This window comes from Persicobacter psychrovividus, assembly GCF_036492425.1.
Taxonomy (GTDB): domain Bacteria; phylum Bacteroidota; class Bacteroidia; order Cytophagales; family Cyclobacteriaceae; genus Persicobacter; species Persicobacter psychrovividus.
Genome location: NZ_AP025293.1, coordinates 1,040,215 through 1,061,068, shown reverse-complemented (window position 1 = coordinate 1,061,068; position 20,854 = coordinate 1,040,215). Strand labels below are relative to the sequence as shown.

21 protein-coding genes are annotated in these 20,854 nt (G+C 43.3%); 7 read left to right on the top strand and 14 right to left on the bottom strand.

Annotation, left to right across the window (positions count from 1 at the left end; all coding sequences use genetic code 11):
* Positions 1 to 272: 272 nt before the first annotated feature.
* The 3 genes from AABK40_RS17340 to AABK40_RS17330 form a co-directional block, all read right to left on the bottom strand.
* A complete protein-coding gene (locus tag AABK40_RS17340) occupies positions 273 to 1,175 on the bottom strand; it encodes a MerR family transcriptional regulator (RefSeq protein ID WP_332921458.1) in 903 nt (300 codons plus the stop codon).
* Positions 1,176 to 1,437: 262 nt separating this feature from the next.
* Positions 1,438 to 2,451: a GDSL-type esterase/lipase family protein gene (locus AABK40_RS17335; RefSeq protein WP_338398312.1), complete on the bottom strand. Its 1,014-nt coding sequence runs from the start codon at positions 2,449 to 2,451 to the stop codon at positions 1,438 to 1,440.
* A gap of 32 nt (positions 2,452 to 2,483) precedes the next feature.
* Entirely contained in the window at positions 2,484 to 2,702 is a 219-nt protein-coding gene (locus tag AABK40_RS17330) for a hypothetical protein (RefSeq protein WP_338398311.1), read from the bottom strand.
* A 182-nt stretch (positions 2,703 to 2,884) separates the two neighbouring features.
* On the opposite strand from AABK40_RS17330, the gene AABK40_RS17325 reads away from it, so the two are divergent.
* Complete coding sequence (locus AABK40_RS17325; protein ID WP_338398310.1) at positions 2,885 to 3,751, top strand: alpha/beta hydrolase; 867 nt, start codon at positions 2,885 to 2,887, stop codon at positions 3,749 to 3,751.
* A gap of 48 nt (positions 3,752 to 3,799) precedes the next feature.
* Here AABK40_RS17325 and AABK40_RS17320 read toward each other — a convergent pair whose 3' ends face one another.
* The 8 genes from AABK40_RS17320 to AABK40_RS17285 form a co-directional block, all read right to left on the bottom strand.
* Positions 3,800 to 3,964 carry a Lacal_2735 family protein gene (locus tag AABK40_RS17320; protein ID WP_332921454.1) on the bottom strand — a complete coding sequence of 55 codons (165 nt, stop codon included), beginning with the start codon at positions 3,962 to 3,964 and terminating at the stop codon, positions 3,800 to 3,802.
* A gap of 63 nt (positions 3,965 to 4,027) precedes the next feature.
* Positions 4,028 to 5,149, bottom strand: coding sequence for an ABC transporter permease (locus AABK40_RS17315; protein WP_338398309.1), 1,122 nt, complete (start codon positions 5,147 to 5,149; stop codon positions 4,028 to 4,030).
* A complete protein-coding gene (locus AABK40_RS17310) occupies positions 5,149 to 6,249 on the bottom strand; it encodes an ABC transporter permease (protein WP_338398308.1) in 1,101 nt (366 codons plus the stop codon). The genes AABK40_RS17315 and AABK40_RS17310 overlap by 1 nt, the downstream gene beginning before the upstream one ends.
* 2 nt (positions 6,250 to 6,251) lie before the next feature.
* Positions 6,252 to 6,998 carry an ABC transporter ATP-binding protein gene (locus AABK40_RS17305; RefSeq protein ID WP_338398307.1) on the bottom strand — a complete coding sequence of 249 codons (747 nt, stop codon included), beginning with the start codon at positions 6,996 to 6,998 and terminating at the stop codon, positions 6,252 to 6,254.
* 2 nt (positions 6,999 to 7,000) lie between these two features.
* The gene (locus tag AABK40_RS17300) at positions 7,001 to 7,903 is read right to left on the bottom strand and encodes an ABC transporter ATP-binding protein (protein ID WP_338398306.1); all 903 of its coding nucleotides are present in this window, start codon (positions 7,901 to 7,903) and stop codon (positions 7,001 to 7,003) included.
* 22 nt (positions 7,904 to 7,925) lie between these two features.
* Positions 7,926 to 8,816 (bottom strand): HlyD family secretion protein, encoded by an 891-nt coding sequence (locus AABK40_RS17295; protein ID WP_338398305.1) that lies wholly within the window; start codon positions 8,814 to 8,816, stop codon positions 7,926 to 7,928.
* Positions 8,817 to 8,827: 11 nt separating this feature from the next.
* Positions 8,828 to 10,090, bottom strand: a complete 1,263-nt coding sequence (locus tag AABK40_RS17290; protein ID WP_338398304.1) for a TolC family protein — start codon at positions 10,088 to 10,090, stop codon at positions 8,828 to 8,830.
* Complete coding sequence (locus tag AABK40_RS17285) at positions 10,083 to 10,700, bottom strand: TetR/AcrR family transcriptional regulator (protein WP_338398303.1); 618 nt, start codon at positions 10,698 to 10,700, stop codon at positions 10,083 to 10,085. Before AABK40_RS17285 ends, AABK40_RS17290 begins: the two co-directional genes overlap by 8 nt.
* Positions 10,701 to 10,916: 216 nt before the next feature.
* Between AABK40_RS17285 and AABK40_RS17280 the strand changes: the two genes are divergently transcribed.
* The 3 genes from AABK40_RS17280 (at position 10,917) to AABK40_RS17270 (ending at position 13,254) form a co-directional block, all read left to right on the top strand.
* Entirely contained in the window at positions 10,917 to 11,501 is a 585-nt protein-coding gene (locus AABK40_RS17280) for an acetate uptake transporter (protein WP_332921446.1), read from the top strand.
* A 254-nt stretch (positions 11,502 to 11,755) separates the two neighbouring features.
* Positions 11,756 to 11,977: a hypothetical protein gene (locus AABK40_RS17275; protein WP_332921445.1), complete on the top strand. Its 222-nt coding sequence runs from the start codon at positions 11,756 to 11,758 to the stop codon at positions 11,975 to 11,977.
* Positions 11,978 to 12,396: 419 nt separating this feature from the next.
* A complete protein-coding gene (locus AABK40_RS17270; RefSeq protein ID WP_338398302.1) occupies positions 12,397 to 13,254 on the top strand; it encodes a hypothetical protein in 858 nt (285 codons plus the stop codon).
* Between the two features lie 47 nt (positions 13,255 to 13,301).
* On the opposite strand, the gene AABK40_RS17265 is transcribed toward AABK40_RS17270, so the two are convergent.
* Together AABK40_RS17265 and hrpB are read right to left on the bottom strand one after the other, a co-directional pair.
* Positions 13,302 to 14,372, bottom strand: a complete 1,071-nt coding sequence (locus AABK40_RS17265) for a mannose-1-phosphate guanylyltransferase (RefSeq protein ID WP_332921443.1) — start codon at positions 14,370 to 14,372, stop codon at positions 13,302 to 13,304.
* A gap of 176 nt (positions 14,373 to 14,548) precedes the next feature.
* Positions 14,549 to 17,035: an ATP-dependent helicase HrpB gene (gene hrpB, locus AABK40_RS17260; protein ID WP_338398301.1), complete on the bottom strand. Its 2,487-nt coding sequence runs from the start codon at positions 17,033 to 17,035 to the stop codon at positions 14,549 to 14,551.
* Between the two features lie 758 nt (positions 17,036 to 17,793).
* Between hrpB and AABK40_RS17255 the strand changes: the two genes are divergently transcribed.
* From AABK40_RS17255 to AABK40_RS17245, 3 genes are all read left to right on the top strand, one after another.
* Positions 17,794 to 18,609: a hypothetical protein gene (locus AABK40_RS17255; protein ID WP_332921441.1), complete on the top strand. Its 816-nt coding sequence runs from the start codon at positions 17,794 to 17,796 to the stop codon at positions 18,607 to 18,609.
* A 107-nt stretch (positions 18,610 to 18,716) separates the two neighbouring features.
* Positions 18,717 to 19,646: a cation diffusion facilitator family transporter gene (locus AABK40_RS17250; RefSeq protein ID WP_338398300.1), complete on the top strand. Its 930-nt coding sequence runs from the start codon at positions 18,717 to 18,719 to the stop codon at positions 19,644 to 19,646.
* A 77-nt stretch (positions 19,647 to 19,723) separates the two neighbouring features.
* Positions 19,724 to 19,912, top strand: a complete 189-nt coding sequence (locus tag AABK40_RS17245) for a hypothetical protein (protein ID WP_332921439.1) — start codon at positions 19,724 to 19,726, stop codon at positions 19,910 to 19,912.
* 38 nt (positions 19,913 to 19,950) lie between these two features.
* On the opposite strand, the gene AABK40_RS17240 is transcribed toward AABK40_RS17245, so the two are convergent.
* Positions 19,951 to 20,841, bottom strand: a complete 891-nt coding sequence (locus tag AABK40_RS17240) for an anti-sigma factor (RefSeq protein WP_338398299.1) — start codon at positions 20,839 to 20,841, stop codon at positions 19,951 to 19,953.
* Between the last annotated feature and the right edge of the window lie 13 nt (positions 20,842 to 20,854).

Sequence of the window (20,854 nt, the reverse complement as noted above, 5' to 3'; positions counted from 1 at the left end):
TTAAAATCCGCGACAAAAATTTAGCGTATCGTTGAGCTGTTGAAAAATAATTCAAAATCAGTTCCAATAAGCTGAATTTTCAGTAGGATGGAAAGTTTTAAAAACAAGCCAATCATAGACCATCATTAAGGTGGCCGAAAAACACAAAATCCCTCAACAGCTAAGTTGAGGGATTTTTTTGGCTAAACATATTTGGCAAAATACGACACGATGAATTACGGGTTATGATTTATCAGTATTCATCATTTTAATCAGAAAATAATAACTGACCTTTAATAGATTTCTTCCAGTTGAAAGTCTGCCATAAAGTCCACAAGGTCCTGCAATTTATTCAGGATGTTGACATTCCTTGGCTCAATAATGCCCTGCCCCATAATCTGCTTTCCTGTTACCAGAATCGGCAAATTCGGATAGGTATTTGAAAGTTCATCCACATAAGCCTGTGCTGTCAGGAATGAACCTGGGAAAGTGTTCATCACGGTCATGATGCAATCTGGCTTATATTTAAGAACATTCTCCTTCAGTTGCTCAGGCAGCTGAGGTTTTGAAAGCAAATGGACTTCATTTCCCTCTTGCTGAATCAGGAACTGTGCAAACATAATGGCCAGCTGCTCGGTCTCCCCTTCTGGCAAGTACAATAAGTAACTGCGCTCTGGCTGCTCCATTTTAATTTGCTGCGTCCTGATCACATAACGTAAATGTTCCTGCACTACTGCTCGTACCAAATCCGTTTGATTAACGGTAACAATCGGACGATGCCACAAAATGCCTGTTCGTTTCAATAGTGGGTACACCACATCGGTAAGTGCTTCATCCGAGCCCAGTTTCAGAATAATGGAAGCCAACAACTTCTCAAATCCCTCTTGCTTTCCTTGTGCCATTTCAAGCAACAATCCCATCAGCATTTCATTCACATTCGAAAAACGCGCAATGATTGTCTGCGCCATTTCCGCCCGCTGAACCGGTGAATATTGTACAATTTTAGAGATTCTGTAATCATTGTCCTTCAACAGGGCAATTTCCAAAATCATCTTAAGGTCCACATTAGTGTACCATCTGTTATTTGTATCATCACGATTGGGAGTCAAAAAATTATAGCGTTGCTCCCAGATGCGTAAAGTGTGTGCTTTAATCCCTGTTAGTTGCTCAATGTCAATAATGTTAAACGCTTCCATATCACCAATTTTGCTTAAATCAAATTTTTAACACTTGGTTAGTCAGAAACTCAAAACATTATCGCTCCACTAACCTGTTGATTGCTTTCATAAACAAAAACGTGCTTAACGACATTTTTGTTTAACTATAAATTAGTTTTACTTAAACAAAGATAATGAGTTTGGGATATTTTTGTCCCAAAACAGCCCTCACGAGCCCCTATGGCGAAATAAAAATTTTTAGTGTTTAACAATTTTTTTTAAAAGATAAACAAAAATAAACTCAGCATCCCATTTGTTTAATCTTGTCAGTAAGCAAATCGGCCATCAAACGGTGCTCTGCTGTGCTGGGGTGTTCCGAAAGTCCTTCGCATGCCATAGGTGGCATGAGGAGTAAATCGATTGGCAGCGCTGTTACCTGATGAACAACCTTGCGTAAGGTTTGGTTAATAATTTCATGTTTTTCTCCACCGTACATCACACTGTTAAGTAGCAAAAACCGCGGCTGCTGGTACAATTCCGACAAATGGTGGATAAAGTCGATATAGGCGGATATAAATTGCTGGGCATCAAAAGGCGAACGATAATGCTCCCCGTCTCCTGAAGAGATATCATTGGTACCGAGGGCAATCACAACAAGCGATGGCGCCTCTTCCGTACCGCTTTCAGGCTGGGCAGCCAGCGGCATAAAGGTTTTCGCATAATGCAAAGGCAGGCAGTCGTCTTCCACATTCCAGTTGCGATACAGCCCAAATCCCGAAATCGCATTCAAGGCATAATCCGCCTTTAAATCGTGCGCAGACTGCACGGCAAAACCTTCAAAAGCGGAAGAGCTGCCCGTCCAGTCCTGAAGTTCGTCGTCCGAAACCCTGTTGCCCCAACCGTTGGTCATGGAATCTCCAATAAATAAAATTGGCTTGCTTTGCCGCGCTTCCTCTTTAAAAACAGAAGAGGCCTCAGCCCCATAAAAGGCGAGCAATCCACAAAAACTTTCGGTTTCTTTAATCACCTCCACAAAATGGCGTCCGTCGGTCAGTTTGTGGAAGTCCAGCGCCTGCCGCCTTGATTTAACTGGAAATCGACCGTGATCCTGCCCGTCAATCAGCACCCGAACAAAATTAGCGTTCGAAATCAACCGCTTCTTTAACCCAACAGATAGCCGTAATGCATCCCCTGAAAAGGAAAACCGAATATTCGTCCCCGCATTGCCAAAAATAAATGCTTCGTCTTTGGCATCGAAATAACCCCTGCCATTAAAATGGAACAATTGCTGTTCCGTCGCTTTAAAAAATTCCATTATTTTATGTGTTTCATTTTCTGATCGCCAATTTAAATACTTCCCCCTGAATGGTCACCAAAAGGGCTTAAAGTAATTACTTTACGATGGCCGCCTGCATGCATTTCTCCCACAGATGAATGGCGTAAATCAACAAGATTATTTTCTTGCGCCTGCTTCTTCTCATTTGATATAAACCCCCAAGACAATTGCTCAACTATTTTTGGTGGCTCACTGAAAACAGAGAAACCGCTTTGGTAGCCACCTCGCATGCCACGTCTGTACCGTGAAAGCGTGAAAGCGTGAAAGCGTGAAAGTGCTCAACTGCTAACAACGACCAAAACGAATAGTAATATTTACTGAAAGGGCACAATAATATAAATTAAGTGGCAGAAAAAAAGGATCAATTATCATTTCCAACTATATTGAATGAATTATTGAAGTTACTCAACACATGAAAGCCAAACAGCGTCCCCCTTTTCCTTTGAATATCATCCGAACCGCCTTTCCTATATTGGAGAAATGCGCCCCGCCACTTGCTGGGAAATTATATACCACCCTGTTTTTCAAGCCTTTTAAAAGGCCGATGAACGACCGTGACCAGGCATTCCTTGCTGCTGCACAGACGTCGATCCTTCCATTGGAAGGAAATCAGGTGAAGGTCTATCGATGGGGAAAGCAGGAGTCGCCAAAAATTTTGCTCGTTCACGGATGGATGGGGCGCGCCACGCAATTTAATGTGCTCGTAGAAACGCTGGTCGATAAAGGCTACCAATGCATTACTTTTGATGCGCCAGGGCATGGTCAGTCGTCGGGAAAAGAAACCAATGTACTTGAATTTGCCACTATTGTAGAGCTGATTTATCAGCAGGAAGGTGCATTTCAAATGGTTATTGGGCATTCTATGGGGGCGGTCGCTACTTTATTTGCCATGAATAAATGGCCAATTTCAACAAAAATAGTGCAGATCGGTGCCCCAGCACTCGGCAAGGATATCCTCAGTGGCTATGAACAAAAAGTGAATGCACGTCCGCAAAATCAGAAATATTTACACCAGTTTATTTACAAAAAGGTAGGGCTTGACTTTTTCGATGTGCAGGGCGAAAAACTCATTCAGACGATCCCCCAAAATACGGCGGTGCTCAATATTCATGATCAGCACGATACCGAAGTACCTTTTTATCATCAGCAAAAATTTGCCGAAGTATATCCACAACTCCTGACCATGGCCACCGAAAACCTGGGGCACAACCGAACATTAAGAGATGAGCGGGTTATTGCCAAAATAATGGATTTTTTAACCTCCGAAGCAAAAAAATAGCGTAACCAATCCGCTACGCTATTCCTTGATTAAATAAAATAATACAACTTAACCTAAAGCTTCAATCTGCTTCAGGATGCTCTGTGCGGCCATATATTTCTCGTCACTCGCCCGCCTGTTGGTTTTTGACAAATGAAAGTAAGCTTCCATCAGTTGCTCATATTTCTTCTGTAAAATTTCTTTCTTGCTTTTCTTTTTGAATAGTCCAAACATAGCTTAATCGTTGGTTTTTAATGAGAATGTTCCGTTGCAGAAAAATGTTTCATCACCAGGGCCTCAGGAGGTTTTACGGTAATTGAAAATGGCCAAACCATTGAAAAACACGGCGAAACCGATAATTGCCCAAAGGTGACTTTTTACATGAACGAAGCTCGACCCCTTGAGTACGATCATCCGAAGGACTTCAATAAAATAGGTTACGGGATTCAGATAAGCCACCACCTGCGCCCAGGCGGGCATGGACTCAATGGGAGTGAACAGGCCACTCATCAGCAAGAAAATCATCATGAAAAAAAATGCCAGCGACATTGCCTGTTGCTGGGTTGCGGCAAAAGTGGACAGCAACAGGCCAAAGCCGAGCATGGCCATCAGGAAAAAAGTAAGGATAAAATACAGCAGCCACAGACTGCCCTGCACCGCAATGCCATAAACCATATAGGCAATTCCTCCCAAACCTACGGAAAACACAAAAAATCCTACTAACCAAAAAGGAATCAGCTTTCCCAAAATAAAGTGATACTTTTTTATTGGGCTGACATTAATTTGCTCAATGGTACCAATTTCCTTTTCCTTAACAATATTGAGTGAACTCATATAAGCCCCCACCATGGTTACCAAAATCGCTAAAATTCCAGGCACCATAAAAAAGTGATAATTCATATACTCATTGAACCAGTGCTGACTTCTAACTTCTATCCCAGAACCCGCACCCCGCGGATTTTCAACCTGAACAGTTGCCCCCAATTGCTGATGAAAAGACTTAATGATACTCATCAGGTAAGCCCCACCAAGGCTCGCCTTTGTTCCGTTAATAGCATTAACAGAGATCATTAATTTATTCTGTTTCAGCCTTTGTAAATCTCGTTCAAAAAATGCAGGAATTTCAAGAATAATATCTGCCTGATCTTTTTCTATTTGCTGAAAAGCTTCCTCGTAGGCATCACCGATATCATTCAGCTCAAAATACCCTGAACTTGTAATCGTGCGGATCAGTGCTGCGGAAGTGGTGCTATGGTCATGATCGACGATGGAAATGGCAATATTTTTCACCTCATAATCTGCCGCCAAAGGGAGCACCAGCAACTGGATCAGTGGCATTACAAAAATCATGGGCAACAGACTTTTATTTCTGAAAATCTGAAGAAACTCCTTTTGGAGCAATAATTTAAGGATTCTCATTATAGCCGAATTTTAAATTTTTTAATACTGATCACCAACAGCACCACGCACATCACCGCCAAAATCAAGGTCTCTTTCCATATTGCTGAAAAGCCCAGACCTTTGATCATAATCGACTTCACAATGATGTAGTACCACTTTGCGGGGACAAAATTGGCCACAACCTGCAAGGCCACAGGCATATTTTCCAATGGAAACATGAAGCCCGTGAACATCATGGTGGGCATTAACAATCCCATCAGGGAAATGAGCATGGCCGCCTGCTGCGAGTTGGTCACATTACTGATCATCAGCCCCAAAGACAATGCGGTAAAAATCAGCAGGCAACTTTCTGCCAATAACAGCAAAACACTGCCATTAAAGGGCATGCCCAGCAAGAATACAGACAGTAAAAGTATGATGATAAGATTGACAATGGACACCAAAAAGTAAGGAATGGCCTTGGCAATAATCACCATAAAAGGGTTCATTGGCGACACCAAAAGAATCTCCATGGTTCCCATCTCTTTCTCCCGAACAATCGAGACCGAGGTCATGAGTACACACACCAGCATGAGTACCAACGCCATAACGCCAGGCACAAAATTTGTAGTCCCTTTAAGTTCAGGATTATACAACATCCGTACCTCTGGAATGATCTGAAGTTGAGGGTTTAGTAAATGTTTTTCAGCCAAAAACAAGCTTACTATATTTTCAATATAACTTTGTATATTCGTTGCCGTGTTGGGGTCCGTTCCATCCGTAATCACCTGAATTGCGGATTGCTCACCACGCCCGAGCTGTTCCCCAAACTTTGGAGGAATTACGATCGCCATTTTCACATCACCTGCACGGAAAGCCTCCAGCATTTGCGTATTGTGCTGCAAGTTTTCCTTGATTGCAAATTGCTTGCTGATCCTGATCCGCTCGACCAGCTGCCGTGAGTAAGTACCCTTGGCTTGGTCAAATATCACAATTTTTGAAGACTTAATCTCGTTGGTCAGGGCAAAACCAAAAAGTAAGATTTGCACGATCGGCAAGCCGAACAGCATCAAGAGGGTCTTTTTATCCCTGAAGGCGTGGTAGAACTCCTTCTTTATAAATATAAAAAGTTGTTTCATGATCAATCGGATTTACGTTGTGCCTGTCGTGCCAAATGATAAAAGACCTCATTCATACTATCGACCTGAAATTGCTTTTTAAGATTTTTGGGACTGTCCAGAGCTTTAATTTTCCCATCGACCATCATCGATACCCGATGGCAATACTCTGCCTCATCCATATAGTGAGTGGTTACAAAAACGGTGATCCCCTCATCTGATGCCTTATAAATTAAATCCCAGAATTGTCGCCTCGTCACCGGGTCCACCCCGCCCGTTGGCTCATCCAAAAAAACAATCTGTGGGCGGTGGAGAATCGCGACAGAAAAAGCCAGCTTTTGTTTCCAGCCCAGCGGAAGATCCCCCACGAGCTTATTGATGGCACTTCCCATTTCGAGCTCCTGCACCAGTGCCTCCCGTTTCTCCTTGATCTGCTGATCCGACAGGCCGTATATTCCTCCGAAAAAACGGATATTTTCCTTTACCGTCAAATCTTCATAAAGCGAAAATTTTTGACTCATATAGCCAATATTTTGCTTAATTTTTTCCGTTTCACGATACACATCAAAGCCTGCCACTTTCGCTTTTCCTGCCGTCGGTACCGACAGGCCGCAGAGCATTCGCATGGCGGTGGTTTTTCCCGCACCATTCGCGCCCAAAAATCCGAAAATCTCTCCTTTTTTTACCGTAAAGGTAATGGCATCGGTCGCTGTGAAATCACCAAATTTTTTGGTCAGCCCTTCGACTGCTATGACGGCATTTTCTTTCATAATTATTGCATTAACTGTATAAAACAATCCTCAATTGTTGGCCTGATTTTTTCACATATCAGTGCTTCATGCCCTAAGCCATTGAGGTAATTCAGCAGTAAAGGCACTTGCCCTTCTCCGATGTTTGAAAAATTGAAATGGTGGAAATCACCGAAAGCAAAGCAGTTTTTCACGTACTCATAAGCCCTGAGATCACGCAACAACCGACTCATGGCATTGGATTGCACAGCAAATAAATCTCCCTGATATTGCGAAACAATCCCATCAGGGGTATCAATAGACATCATTTTGCCCGTCTGCATCAAGGCAATTCGTTCACACAAATTGGCCTCGTCCATATAGGGGGTCGAAACCAGGATAGTCATGCCCTGCGCTTTGAGCCGTTGGAGCATTTGCCAAAATTCCTGACGCGACACCGCATCCACGCCTGTAGTGGGCTCGTCAAGAAACAGCACTTTCGGCTGGTGGATCAGGGCACAGCACAAAGCCAGTTTTTGTTTCATCCCTCCAGAAAGATCTCCTGCCCTTCGCGCTTTAAAGGGTGCTATTTGTATATATATATCGTGTATTAAATCATAATTTTCTTCAATGGTCGTATTGAAAATCGTTGCAAAAAAATCAAGATTTTCCTGCACTGTAAGATCCTGATATAAAGAAAATTTCGCAGGCATATACCCCACCTGATGTCGAATTTTTTTATAGTCAGCAACAATATCGAACCCCTGAACTGTGGCCGCTCCTCCATCAGGTAAAACGAGGGTTGTCAGCATTCGGAAAATGGTACTTTTGCCCGCACCATCAGGGCCGATCAGCCCAAAAAGCTCCCCTTCTTTCACCGAAAAGGTGACCGCATCTACGGCCGTGAGTCCATCATATTGTTTGGTAAGATTAATACAGTCTATCATGATGCTATTGGCTTGGGTGCCTTTATTTTTTTGCTGAAAAATGCACTTCTACGGGCATTCCAAGCTTTAGAACGCCATTATTCTGAAGCAAAATTTTCATGGCATACACCAAGTCCACCCTTTCCTCCTTGGTCTGGATGGTTTTGGGCGTAAATTCTGCCTTTGCCGAAATATAAGCGATCCGCCCACTTAATGAGCCCATCTCCCCATTGTCGAGGTCGTAATTGACCTGCGCAGCATCACCAATTTTCACCGTGGAAAGCTGACGGCCAGAAATGTACACCCAAGCATAAACCTCCGACAAGTTGGCGACCTTATAGAGCGGGCTGCCGATTTTCACCATTTCTTTCTCCTGCATAAATTTATTGGTAACCACGCCTGCTGCAGGATTGTCGATGGTGCATTTTTTCAGCTGATCTTCCAGCAATGCTTCCTTGGCATCGAGCGCTTTTCGATTGGCGGAAACCGTCAGCGATTGTGCTCCTACGTTGGCGATCTTCTGTTTCAAAACCTGAAGCTGCCCATCAATCTGCTCTTTTTGCTGAGGAGTGGAAGCATCTGACTTCAATAATTTTTCCGTGCGCTTTTGCTCTCTGATCAGGTTTTGCTCCTCGGATTTCAGCACTGCAATCTGGCTACTGATTTGCTTTTGCTGTGCCTGCAAAACAACCCTTTGCGCCTCAATTTCCCGGCGCTGAATATGCAGCTGAACGGTATCAATTTGCCCGATTACCTCACCAGCTTTAAGGGACTGCCCCTGCTCAAGAGCAAAATGATTCAAGATCCCATTGCCCTGCGCCACCACCAGAACCTCATCCGTTTCAATGGTGCCATAGGCATCCGCTTTTTGTGTTGGCCCTTCACAAGCAAACGCAAAGGTGGCCACGATAAAAATCCAATAAATATTCTTCATGGTTATTTCTGTTAAAGTCCCTTAACCAAATTAAAATTCAACTTCTGCATTTGCACCTGAATCTGATGAATGGCCATTTTAAATTCCGCCTCCTGCGATTCCTGCACCACTCTGAGGTAATCGGCGGTGGTCATCACCCCTTCGGTTACCTGCACTTCTGCCCTGCTCAGTACCTGCCGCCTTAACGCTACTATTTGCTGATCAGACTCCAGCATGGCCACATTCTTCAGGATGTCATTGCGTAGGCTGGTCAGCTGCAATTGCAGGTTCAGCTTCAGCCGCTCCTGCTGATAATCAACAGCCGCCTGTTGCAGCTGGATCACATCCCTTGTTTTGCGGCTTTTTCCCCAGTCAAAAAACACCCAATTAACACTCAAACCAATCGAAGCCATTGGGCTCCATCCTGCTTCAATAATATTGTAGCCAGGGTTCCCGACACCAGCAGAGGCGAAGGCACCAATCTGTGGCCGCAATTTGTTCCGCTCCATATTCCGCTTTAATCCCAACGCATATTTTTGTCCTGAGAGCAGCTGCATTTCTGGTCGGCGAAGGACACTCACATCGGCGAGGTCAGCCTGTACCTCCGGAAGCTCAAAAACAGTCGCCGAGGTGTAGGCTTCCCCAGTCGAGAGGCTCAGCTGCTCAATGGTCGCCTCAATCCCTGAAGAGGCCTCCAACAATTGCTGCTGCAATTCCAAAACCCGTGCCTGCAACTGCATTACCGCTGCATTGGCCATGGCGCCACCTTCAGCGGCTGCTTTTGCTTGCTTTACCCGTGCCTGAAGACTTTTTAGATGCCCCTCAAGAATCCCCTGTTGCTGTTGATTCAGCAATAAGCCAAAATACATGGCCGTTACCTGCTGTCGGACTTGAAGCTGTTTGGCTGATAACGACAAAGAGTCCTGCTGATGCTCCTGCTGCTTCATTTTTAATTTCAGTGCCACCATGCCGGCATCGTAAATCGGTTGCGATACCGAGAGCAAAGCCCTGACATTATATAAAGGAACTTCAGGAAATGCCATGCCGTTGGGAGCAGAAGGGAAAGTAATCTGTTCGTTTTGCAGCGCAGCACTTCCTTGCAAGGCCAACTGCGGCAACCACTCCTTTTTAATGATGGCTTCCTGCAGTACTCCCTGCTGCTGTATTCCCTCCTGCTGACTCAGAAACTGTTGATGAGCGATGGCCTTCGAGATACAGTCCTCCAGCCGTACGGGCTGTGCCATCAGTCTCTGGCTAAAAATGACCAAAAGCGCCAATAAAAATATCCTATTCATCCGATTGTTGTTTTAATGTTACCATCACCATGCTTGCAATTTCTGAAGCCCTGTCAGCCATAAAATCCTGAAGCACCTCTGCTGCCTGTGGACTATCGGGCAATACCTTGTCCTTTATACTGACCATAAAAAATGGAAAGGCAATCAGCGAAACCATATTCATCACCAAAGCCATGGCATTTTTAAGCCCATACTGATATCCCTCCTGTTTCAGCACTTCAGACAATACATTTAAAGTCTGTCGCACCTCCTGCAGTAAAGGCATTTTGGAAAGCAGGGCAGGGTTTTTCGGCAATTCATTGACGATAAACAAGGGCAAGCGCGGCTCCTGAGCAATTTTCTGAAGGTACAAGCCAACAACGGACTCCAGCCGCTCTTTTAATGGCGCCTCCCGCATCAGTTCATCCTGAACTTGCACATAAATTTGCCCTACAAGCGAGGCGAGTACTTCCTGATATAAATTCTCCTTCCCCTTAAAATAATAGTGAATAACCCCCTTATTGACCTCCGCCCTGTCGGCTAAAGCCTGCATACGCAAAGCGCCATAGCCCTCTTCAAGGATCATCTCACGGGCGGCGGCTATAATGTTATTTTTGGTTTGCTGTTTCATTTGCTCAACTTTTACCCATTTGGGTAAAATAAAGTTAAACAATATAATTTACAGAAACAATCCTACTCAAAAAGAATAACCCTCAGGCAATGATAACATTAGAAAACGACATACTGATATGTATCATTTTTATTGAACTAAAAACATGACGTATATCTGTAAATTGATATAATTTTCATACTTTGCGCGCCAATTTAAAAACAATCACTTCAGAACATGAAAAATTTAGAAAGCGCAGTAAACGTTAATATGAACATCGCAAACCCTGCGCCTTTAGGATTATTTGGCTTCGGCTCCACAACAATTTTGCTGAACCTGCACAATATTGGCCTGTTTGATGTAAACTCTGCCATTTTGGGAATGGGTATTTTTGTCGGTGGAATTGCGCAGGTAATCGCTGGAATGCAGGAAAACAAAAAAGGAAACACTTTTGGCGCCACTGCATTTACTGCTTACGGCTGTTTCTGGCTCTCATTGGTGGCGATTTTCGTGATGCCCGCAGCAGGGATCAAGGTGAATGCCACAGATCATACCGCTTTGGGCGCATACTTGTCTATCTGGGGATTGTTTACCGCAGGTATGTTTGGCGCGACGATGAAAAGCAGCAAGGTCACCCAAGGAGTATTTGGCAGCTTAACGATTTTATTCTTCCTGTTAGCACTTGAAAATTTCACGCATATTTCAGCAATAGGCATGGCCGCAGGCATCACTGGGATTATTTGTGGCGGTTTGGCATTTTATGATGCCATGGCTCAAATCATCAATGGCACCTACGGAAAGACCATCCTTCCTTTAGGATAAACCCTGCCCATTTGTGGCCATAAGCCTCGAATTACGGATTCAAAAGAGCGTGTTTAAAAACTTACCACCTACTGTGAATATGAAGTTTTGAACACGCTTTAGCTCCTCCTGAATATTGATATATTCGTAAAATTCAGAAACGAAAATAACAATATTCAAAAAGGTGGCTATAATCTTGTTCCTTCCTAACGAATGTCATAATACTTATCTTTTTTCTTGATTAAATTACTCATGAAACATATTTTTTAAGGGACATGCTACATTTAGAAGAAAAAGTAAACTTGATCAGTCCTCCAACGAAGGACGTTTATCGCGTAATTCGTATTTTTAATGAGGATGAGTACATTCAAACACAAGAAGGCAGCTTTCTTTATGCCAAGAAAGGCAACGTTACGATCAAAAATGAACGAACGGGTGATACGCTGATTACTTGTGCCGACTTTGTGAAAAAGGTGGATAGTCTCATCTTCGCGTAAACTTATAACAGTATTGAAAGGAAGCCAAACACACTTGGGCTTCCTTTTTTTTGTGCCCAAAGTTTTCTGTGGCTTCATTTTCAGCCCACTGATTAGTTATTTCTCAAAATTTGAATTAATTTCGAGCATTGTCCACAAACTCTTCTACGCTTGCGAACATAAAGGATCTTCTTTGCGTAAAGATCAATATATTTGCGGATAACAAATTCCAATTCTCTTTAATAGCATACTTATTTACGTCCCCGTAAATTTTTAAAACAGTGTGCGTTTATGTCAACAAAATACTTGTTTGAGTAAAGAACATGTTAGATAAAAGTGTAAAGGATGCCATAGCATCTATTGATTTTTCAGAAAAAAGGATAAAAACGAAATCAAAAATATATCCAATAAAAACAGATTTTATACAAATTTTGAAAACTTTGGATATCAATTGTATTGATGGTTATCGTCGTATATATCAACAAGCAGAGCCATCACAATGTCAGTCACTTTGGGGTTTTGTGCTCCCTAAATCACCCTACGCCGCCTACGGTTCTATCAAAGGTTTTAAAAATACCAGTGCGGTAAAAAAAGACGCTGCACCTCAAGCAAATCAGCCAAAAATCACACCTGCAAAACCTGCAAAACCTGCAAAAAAATCTTCCACTTTGCAGATGATGAATTACGAGGAGGCCAAAAAATTCACCCGGGATTATATCAGCACTCATGGCGAATTTAAATCCAAAGCCGCTTTCGAAGATTGGGTACAAACCGTTGCGCCGAAAACCTTCCCGCTGGATGTCAATAAAACATTCAAAGCCGAATATCCTGCTCAGCGCTTCAGCCTGACCAATTTCCTTGGCCATTCTTTTGCCCGAAAGAAGAAACCAGCTGCTGCAAAAAAGGTGGTCGTTTCCGCTTCTGAAGAGCCGAGAATCGATGCTTTTATCCCACAGATTAATAATGAAGCAAAGAAAAAAATTGCTCAGGATCCTAAAGCAGCCCTTAATGCCTTGTTCACCAAAAGAGACAAAAGCACCGCAGACCTTGCTTATCCATTAACTGCTGAAGAAATACTTGAAGAAGATGCTCCAGCGATGAATTATCAGGAAGCAAAAAAATATATCGAGAACTGGCAGGAAAAAAATCACCCTATTGAGAGCCGTAAAGAGTTCACCGACTGGCTGAACAAACATCGTCCAGCACGCTTTCCTCACAACCCCTTGACAGAATACACCAAAGAGCTCAGCAAGAAAGGCAAAAGATTCAATTTGCTCCATTTTTTACATGGCAAATAAAAAAGGTCGCTTAACACGACCTTTTTTATATCAATATTTTTATATAATTAAATAAAATTTTTATTTACTGTATCTTTGATTTTGGTATATATGTCTTTAATGGATTGCTCTTCATCTTTCGGGCAAATCACAAGAACATCATTTTCATCAACAACGATAAAGTTCTCTAATCCTTTCACTACTGCCAATTTACCATCACGAACTTTGATCAGGCAGTTATTCGTATTTTCTGTTACCACATTACCGTGAACCGCATTTTTATCAAAGTCATATTCTTTATTTTCATAAATTGACTTCCACGTTCCAAGATCTGACCAGTTAAACTGTACGGGTAACACCTTTACGTTGTCCGCTTTTTCAAGGATAGCATAATCCACCGAATCTGAAGGACATACTTGGTAACCTTCGGCAATCTGAGGAATTTCCTGAGAAGAATAATACTGAATGTTTTCAAAAATCCCGTTGATTTCTGGCGCATTCTTTCCAAGGCTACTGATAATCGACTTAACAGACCAGGCAAAAATCCCTGAGTTCCACAAAAATCCACCTTCTGCAAGGAATTGCTTGGCCACTTCAAGGTTTGGCTTTTCCTTAAACTGAATCACTTCGGTCAGGCCTTCAGCGGTTTTGTCATATTCAATATAACCATAGCCCGTGTCTGGGCGGGAAGGCTGAATTCCAAAAGTAACCAACACATCATCTTTGGCAGTGATATTAAAAGCATATTTCACTGCATCAACGAAGGAGGTTTCATTTAAAATCAGGTGGTCGGCGGGAGCGACAACCATATTGGCTTCAGGATTTTTTGAGGCAATTTTATGCGCTGCATAAGCGATACAAGGCGCGGTATTTCTTAACACTGGCTCTGCCAAAATCTGCTCACTGCTAATATTGGGCAACTGCTCCTGTACCAGGCCTGCATACTGCTCATTGGTGATAATATAAATATTATCTTCATGGCACACTTTCGCCAGGCGATCAAATGTTAATTGCAGCAATGAACGACCCATACCGAGCAAATCAAGGAATTGCTTCGGTTTTTCAGACTTACTTAATGGCCAAAGTCGGGAACCGACACCACCAGCCATAATCAGTGCATAATTATTTCCTTTATCCATACTTCTTTATTCTGCTTAATAGTTCAATATCGTCATTTTATGGATGACGAATTTAAGATTCAGACATGAGGTTAGAACGCTAATTTATTTCAACACGTTCCCTTTAGGTGTTTTTATTGAACACATTGAATCCTAAATACAATATTCTTAATTATATATTAAATAACTTAATGAATTCAGCCTTTTTTACGCCTCACCCCACTAATTGCTATGGCTTCATGCGGATCGTCTGGCCAACTGTGTTTAGGGTAGCGGCGTTTCAGGTCTTTTTTCACTTCAAAATAGGCATTTGCCCAAAAGCTCTGCAAGTCGGAAGTAATTTGAACAGGTTTAAAACCTGGCGAAAGCAAATGCATTAATACCGACTGTTGGCCGTGGTTCACTTTGGGGGTGTCGTGCAGACCAAAAACTTCCTGCAGCCTCACCGCCAGCACAGGCGAACTCCCATCCTGCTGATATTGCAGCTTGATCTTTGAACCACTCGGCACTTCTATTCTCATAGGACAACGACGCTCCAACATCCCTTGCTGCTCATGCGAAAGTGAAAACTGCAAGACCTCCATCAGGTCCAGTTTATAAAGCTGTTTCGCTTTACGCACCCCCTGAAGGTAAGGTGAAAGCCATGAATCAACTGTTGAAAGCAGCGCTTCGGTGCTTACTTCAGGCCAATCTTCTTCGGGGTGCCAAGTGGCACAGGACATCACCCTTGCCTGCCATTGCTTTACATCATCAGAAAAATTCAGCATGTGCCCCCCTTCACGACGCAGGACTTCCAGTAAAACCTGCTGAACCTCTTCTTCCTCGACCTCGGCCAGCGGCGTGGATTTTAACACAATGCTACCAATGCGTAATTCTTCACAAGCCTGCACGCACTCCTCATCATGATCCCAGCGAACAGTACGCTTTTTCTTCAGCATATTGATTAAATCTTTCGGGTCGAGCGGTGAGGCCATAAAAACTTTCCCCATCCCCTCGCGGGCATCGATATGCGCCACAGCGAGCCATGCTTCGTGCGCCAACTCATCACGATGGCCAATCATGGCAATTTTCCCATTGGCGAGCTGAAACTGCGCGTTGTTTCCTGGGCGGGCGCAGGCGATACGCTCAGGGTAGGCATTGGCCAACAACCAACCCACCTCATACATATCCACCAAACCGTTTTGCTCATTTATGGAAAACAACTTTCGGTAGGAAGCCGATAATTTATTGATCGTCCCAAATCGGCGGTTTTTCCCATCCTGTTTCCGGAACCTGCGAAGGCCTTCAATCCGCAGGTTGATGTCCACCCCGACCTCTTTGGGCAATGGATCTCTTTCCTCAAGCACAGCAGCCAAATCTGTGGCCAAAGGCAAAATATCATGTTCCTTGGCACGGATCAACATATGTGCAATCCGAGGATGACAAGGCACCCGCTGAACGGCTTTCCCATGGGTTGTGAGTCCTTGATCATCAATAATTTCGAGCTCTCGCAGTATCTCCCGTGATTGTTTGAGATTGCCTGCAGGAGGTGGGCTTACCCAAAACAGGGACGAGGCGTCCTCCATCCCCCAGGCGGCCAAATCAAGCATTAGCGCACATAAATCCGCTTGTTCGATCTCTGGAACACGATGCGTCAGCAGGCGTTCATGTGTTGCCCTGCTCCACATGCGGTAGCAAACTCCCGGCCCCAGTCGACCTGCACGTCCTGCCCGCTGATCGGCAGCGTCATGGGACAGCCGAATGGTGGTCAGTCTTGACAAACCCGTATTGGGGTCAAATTGTGCGACCCGTGCGAAACCGCTGTCGATCACCACTCCGATACCCTCAATAGTTAAGGAGGTCTCAGCAATAGAGGTGGCCAGTACTATTTTTCTTTTCCCATTTCGGTCCGGGAACAGCGCGGCCTGTTGTTTACGAAAAGGCAATTGCCCATAAAGTGGCATCACGCTAAAAATACCCCCTAAAGGTTTGAGCTGCTCTTCCACCTGTCGGATTTCTCCCTGCCCAGGCAAAAACACCAAAATATCGCCGTCATGCTGATTGGCGACCTGCACAATTTTTCTCGCCGCCAAATCTGGCAACAAATGAATATCGGCATCTTCTCCATAATGCACCTCCACAGGGTATTGTCGACCAGCACTTTCAATTACTGGCGCTTTCAGTCCTTTTTGCAGCTGGGGCATGTCGAGGGTGGCCGACATGACCAGAATCTTCAGGTCTGGGCGGAGGACATCCTGTGTTTCCCGACACAAAGCCATGGCCAGGTCCGCATGCAGGCTCCGCTCATGAAACTCATCAAAAATCACCATGGCCGCCTCAGGCAGTTCGTTATCCGATTGCAGCATCCGTGTCAGGATGCCTTCCGTAAGCACTTCAATCTTAGTATCTGGCCCTACGCGGGTATCAAACCGCACTCGGTAGCCTACCGTCTGGCCAACCGGCTCCCCTAAAAAGTATGCCATCCGTTCTGCGATAGATTTTGCGGCCAATCGTCGGGGTTCAAGCATAAAAATTTTACGGCCCTGGCACCAATCCTCATTCAGAAGGGTTAATGGCAACAAAGTACTTTTCCCTGCACCTGGGGGCGCTTTAAGGATCACTGTATTATGTGCACTCAATTTTTGCTGCAACGCTGGAATCACTTCCTTAACTGGCAGATCTATATTTTGGTAGTCAAAAATCATCAGACAATATTTAGCCTGCAATTTACACATTCCTGACTTTTGTTGAAGCGCAATGCTTATAAAGATCCAATTCCTAAAATACAGCCCTCAACTTACGAATCATTTAAGTCAAAAGCTCAAATAATATTTGGTCAATCAAATCCCATTCAAATCATAAACAAAAATCAATATCATCATTTATAATTTTATATCTATCCCGCTATCGATAGGCCAAATCAAAAGAAAAAGACCCTTAGACTTATATAAAAAATCTACCATAATGAGATAAATATAGTTTAGCTTTGCAACAAATTATAGATTTATACATATTATAATTTATGCCCAAAACAGGCCAAAAATCAATATTAGAGGGATAAACCCCTTACAATCATCAAAAAACCACCCTATTCAAAAAGCACCACTTATAAAATTCTAAACAACTATGAGTCACCTTTTTGGTCCTTTTTTCATACTTCGCATATTCTAATATAAACCACCTTACTGTCAATAAAATAGTCTTTTACTAATAATCATTTGGGGACATTATCCGTAAATCGGTTTTTAAATGACGCGCATCCGTTTTGTGCAAAAAATAATAAAGTCGCTGCAAACGGGCACTAAAAGAGTAGGAAAAATCAATAATCGAGAAGATTGTAGGTGAATTGAATCTTTTAATGAAATTAATCATTCTATTGCTCGACATATTAAAAAAAATTTAGTATATATGAATAATTATTTTGCTTATTACATGAAAGGCCACTAAGCATAACACTACCAAAATGTTAAATAAAATAGATTTGAGTCGCATTCGCGGCCCTCACGTACGTACTACACGTCAGGTTTATCCTAATTTGGAGGATTTCAAATACATATTATCTGTATTGAATATCAGAACCAAGCAGGATTATACTGATTTTTTAGCCTCTGTTGATTTTGATGAATTCGAAAACAAGTTTGGATTCATCCTTTCTAAATCCCCCTCAAATATTTATGGCCCTGAAAAATTTTACTTCCAGCGTAAGGCAAGAAGTAGTAACAGGCCAAACGAAAGTGGGCGACCTGCCAAAAAGCGAGGCCCTGTTTCAAAATTGATGCCCTTTGAGGAGGCCAAACGAATTATCGTTGATTATCAGATAAAAAGAGGCAAGTTCACCACTAATAGTCAATTTCAATATTGGTTGAAAAACCACCGTCCGAAGGGTTTTCCTTCAAACGTTTATCAATCGTACGGACCATTGTTTTTGAGCCAGGGTAAGAAGTTTAACCTTTGGGAGTTTCTTTCTGTTCCTACAGATACCGAAGCACCCCTAAGAAAACCGGCTCGCCCAATCACTGTTCACGAAAATCCCGAGGAAGAAAATGCTTACTTGAGCTACCGGGCTGCCAAAGCCTATATCAGTAGCCATCAAAAGAAGCATGGTCCTTTTACCGAGGAGGAATTCAGAGCATGGTTGATCTCGGATCAGCGTCCTGCTAAATTCCCTCAAAATGCTATCGATTTTTATTCCAAAGACCGAGAGCAAAAAAATCTAAAGTTCAATTTGAAAGAATTTCTGGCTTTTGCGGATCAAAAAGAACAAGTCCTGGAAGCTTAATAAAATACACACTCCTAAAAAAATCTCAGTATCACTGCTGAGATTTTTTTTTGTGCCCAACAGTTTTTAATTTGTTTATTATCTAACTCACCTACTTCTAAAATTATATGGCAGGATCATCGAAAAAAGCAATTTACGGCGCAATATTGGCCAATACGGGCATTGCCATCAGTAAATTTGTTGCCGCCTATTTTACCGGATCATCTTCTATGTTATCGGAGGGAATTCACTCCCTTGTGGATACGGGAAATGGCGTTCTATTATTGTATGGTATCAAACAAAGCCAACGACCTGCCGACCATGCCCACCCTTTTGGTTATGGCAAGGAAGTTTTCTTTTGGAGCTTCGTGGTGGCGATCATGATTTTTGCCCTCGGAGGGGGAATTGCACTGTACGAGGGCATTCACCACCTGATTGAGCCCAAGCCCCTCGGTAACCCCACCTGGAATTATGTAGTCCTGATTCTTGCACTGGTTTTTGAAGGTTCAGCATTGCGCGTGGCCTTGCAGGAATTTAAAAAAGGAGCAAATGGCCTCCCATTTATCAAGGCCCTTCGGGAAAGTAAAGACAGCTCTACGGTCGCGATTGTGATTGAAGATACGGCAGCCTGTATCGGTCTGGTGCTGGCCTTGATTTCAGTAATTTTGGGACATGTTACCGGTATTGTTTACTTCGATGGCCTTGGTTCCATATCGATTGGTTTATTGCTGATAGGTGTTTCGTTGTTTTTTGCGGCAGAGTGTAAAGGGCTGCTGATCGGCGAGGGATTATCTTCTAAAAATGTAGATAAGATTCAGATGATTCTTAAAAAGCACCCTTATGTGGACAGCGCCAAAAGACCTTTGAGTTTATACTTTGGACCTTCGGAGGTTTTACTGAATGTGGAAGTTGATTTTAAGGACGAGCTCACTGCCAGGGAAATCGAGCAAACGGTAGTCACCATCGAAGATGCCATTAAACAAGAGGTGCCTGCTGTCAACAAAATATTTATTGAGGCCGATAAGCTGACCAATATCAAAAAAGGAAATGCAGAATAATTCTGATAAATTTTAAAGCAAATAGCCGATTTGGATTACTTTTTGATTTATGATCACCGAACATCATAAATCAAGATATGAAAAGTATTACCACAAAATCGCTCGCTTTACAACACCTGAAAAATGAAATTTGCCTACAGGCGATTCAGATCGAGAAAACACCTGGCGCTGCAAAACGCCCAGAAACCCGTCTGAACATTTTAGGCATAGCAGTTGATCATCTTGATCGTCAAATTGACGAAGATCTGATTTTCGCAAAAAAATAACGGCCCCCACCATTGGCGAGGGCCGCTATTTTCAAAACTTAAAAGTTTCTGCTCACGCTTCCTGTTGGGAAGCTTTCCTCTACATAATTTTTCATTTCTACTGACCCATCCACCTGGTCGGGAGTCTGTACAAATAACGGCTTCAATGCAAAAGGCGCAGGGCTATTGTCTGGGAAAGGCTCTACTGAGATCACTACCGGACGCCCTCTCACATCAGTAGGAAAGGTCAATCCATTAGGCGCATTCTGAAGGAAATCCTCACCAGGATATGCTGGGCCGGGATTCGTTCCACTAAAAGGCGCTGCATTATCTGCACCATTCACGGAAGTAAATGTTCCCGTAGTTAAAGGGGTGCCATCAACAACCACCCATCCTTCATAGCGCCATCCATCGGCCAGTTCTGGAAGCTTCAAACCAGCCACAGGGCCAGCAGAAGTCATTTCCAGAAACCAGACGCCACTATATTTCTCAGATTCGTCGCCTGTACCCGTAGGTGTTGCCACAATATATTTACCATTCACTTCCTGAAAATCGCTGCCAACAGGTGCAGTTCCCAAAGCGGCGGTATTGTTCACAAAATCGCCGGCAAATAATTTGGTAGGCGCGGGCGCAGGGTCATTATCAGGACTTGGTTCAATCGAAAGCACAAAAGTACTCGCTGATTCCAGTGTTGACCGGTCGATGTTAAAAGAATTCTGTGAAAGCTTTCCTTCATCGTCCACCGTGAAAGTCCCTGTGGAAACCGGGCTGCCATCCACAATCAGCCACCCTTCATAAGCGAAATCATCACCAAGATTATCAAGGCCATTCATTGAAAGGGTAATGTTTGACTGTGCAGGAGCGGCATCGTTGTCATCACTGCTACAAGAAGCTAAGGCGAGGCCACCCATACAGATTGCGGCCATCATGTTCATTGAAAATAGTTTCATAGTGGTTTTATTT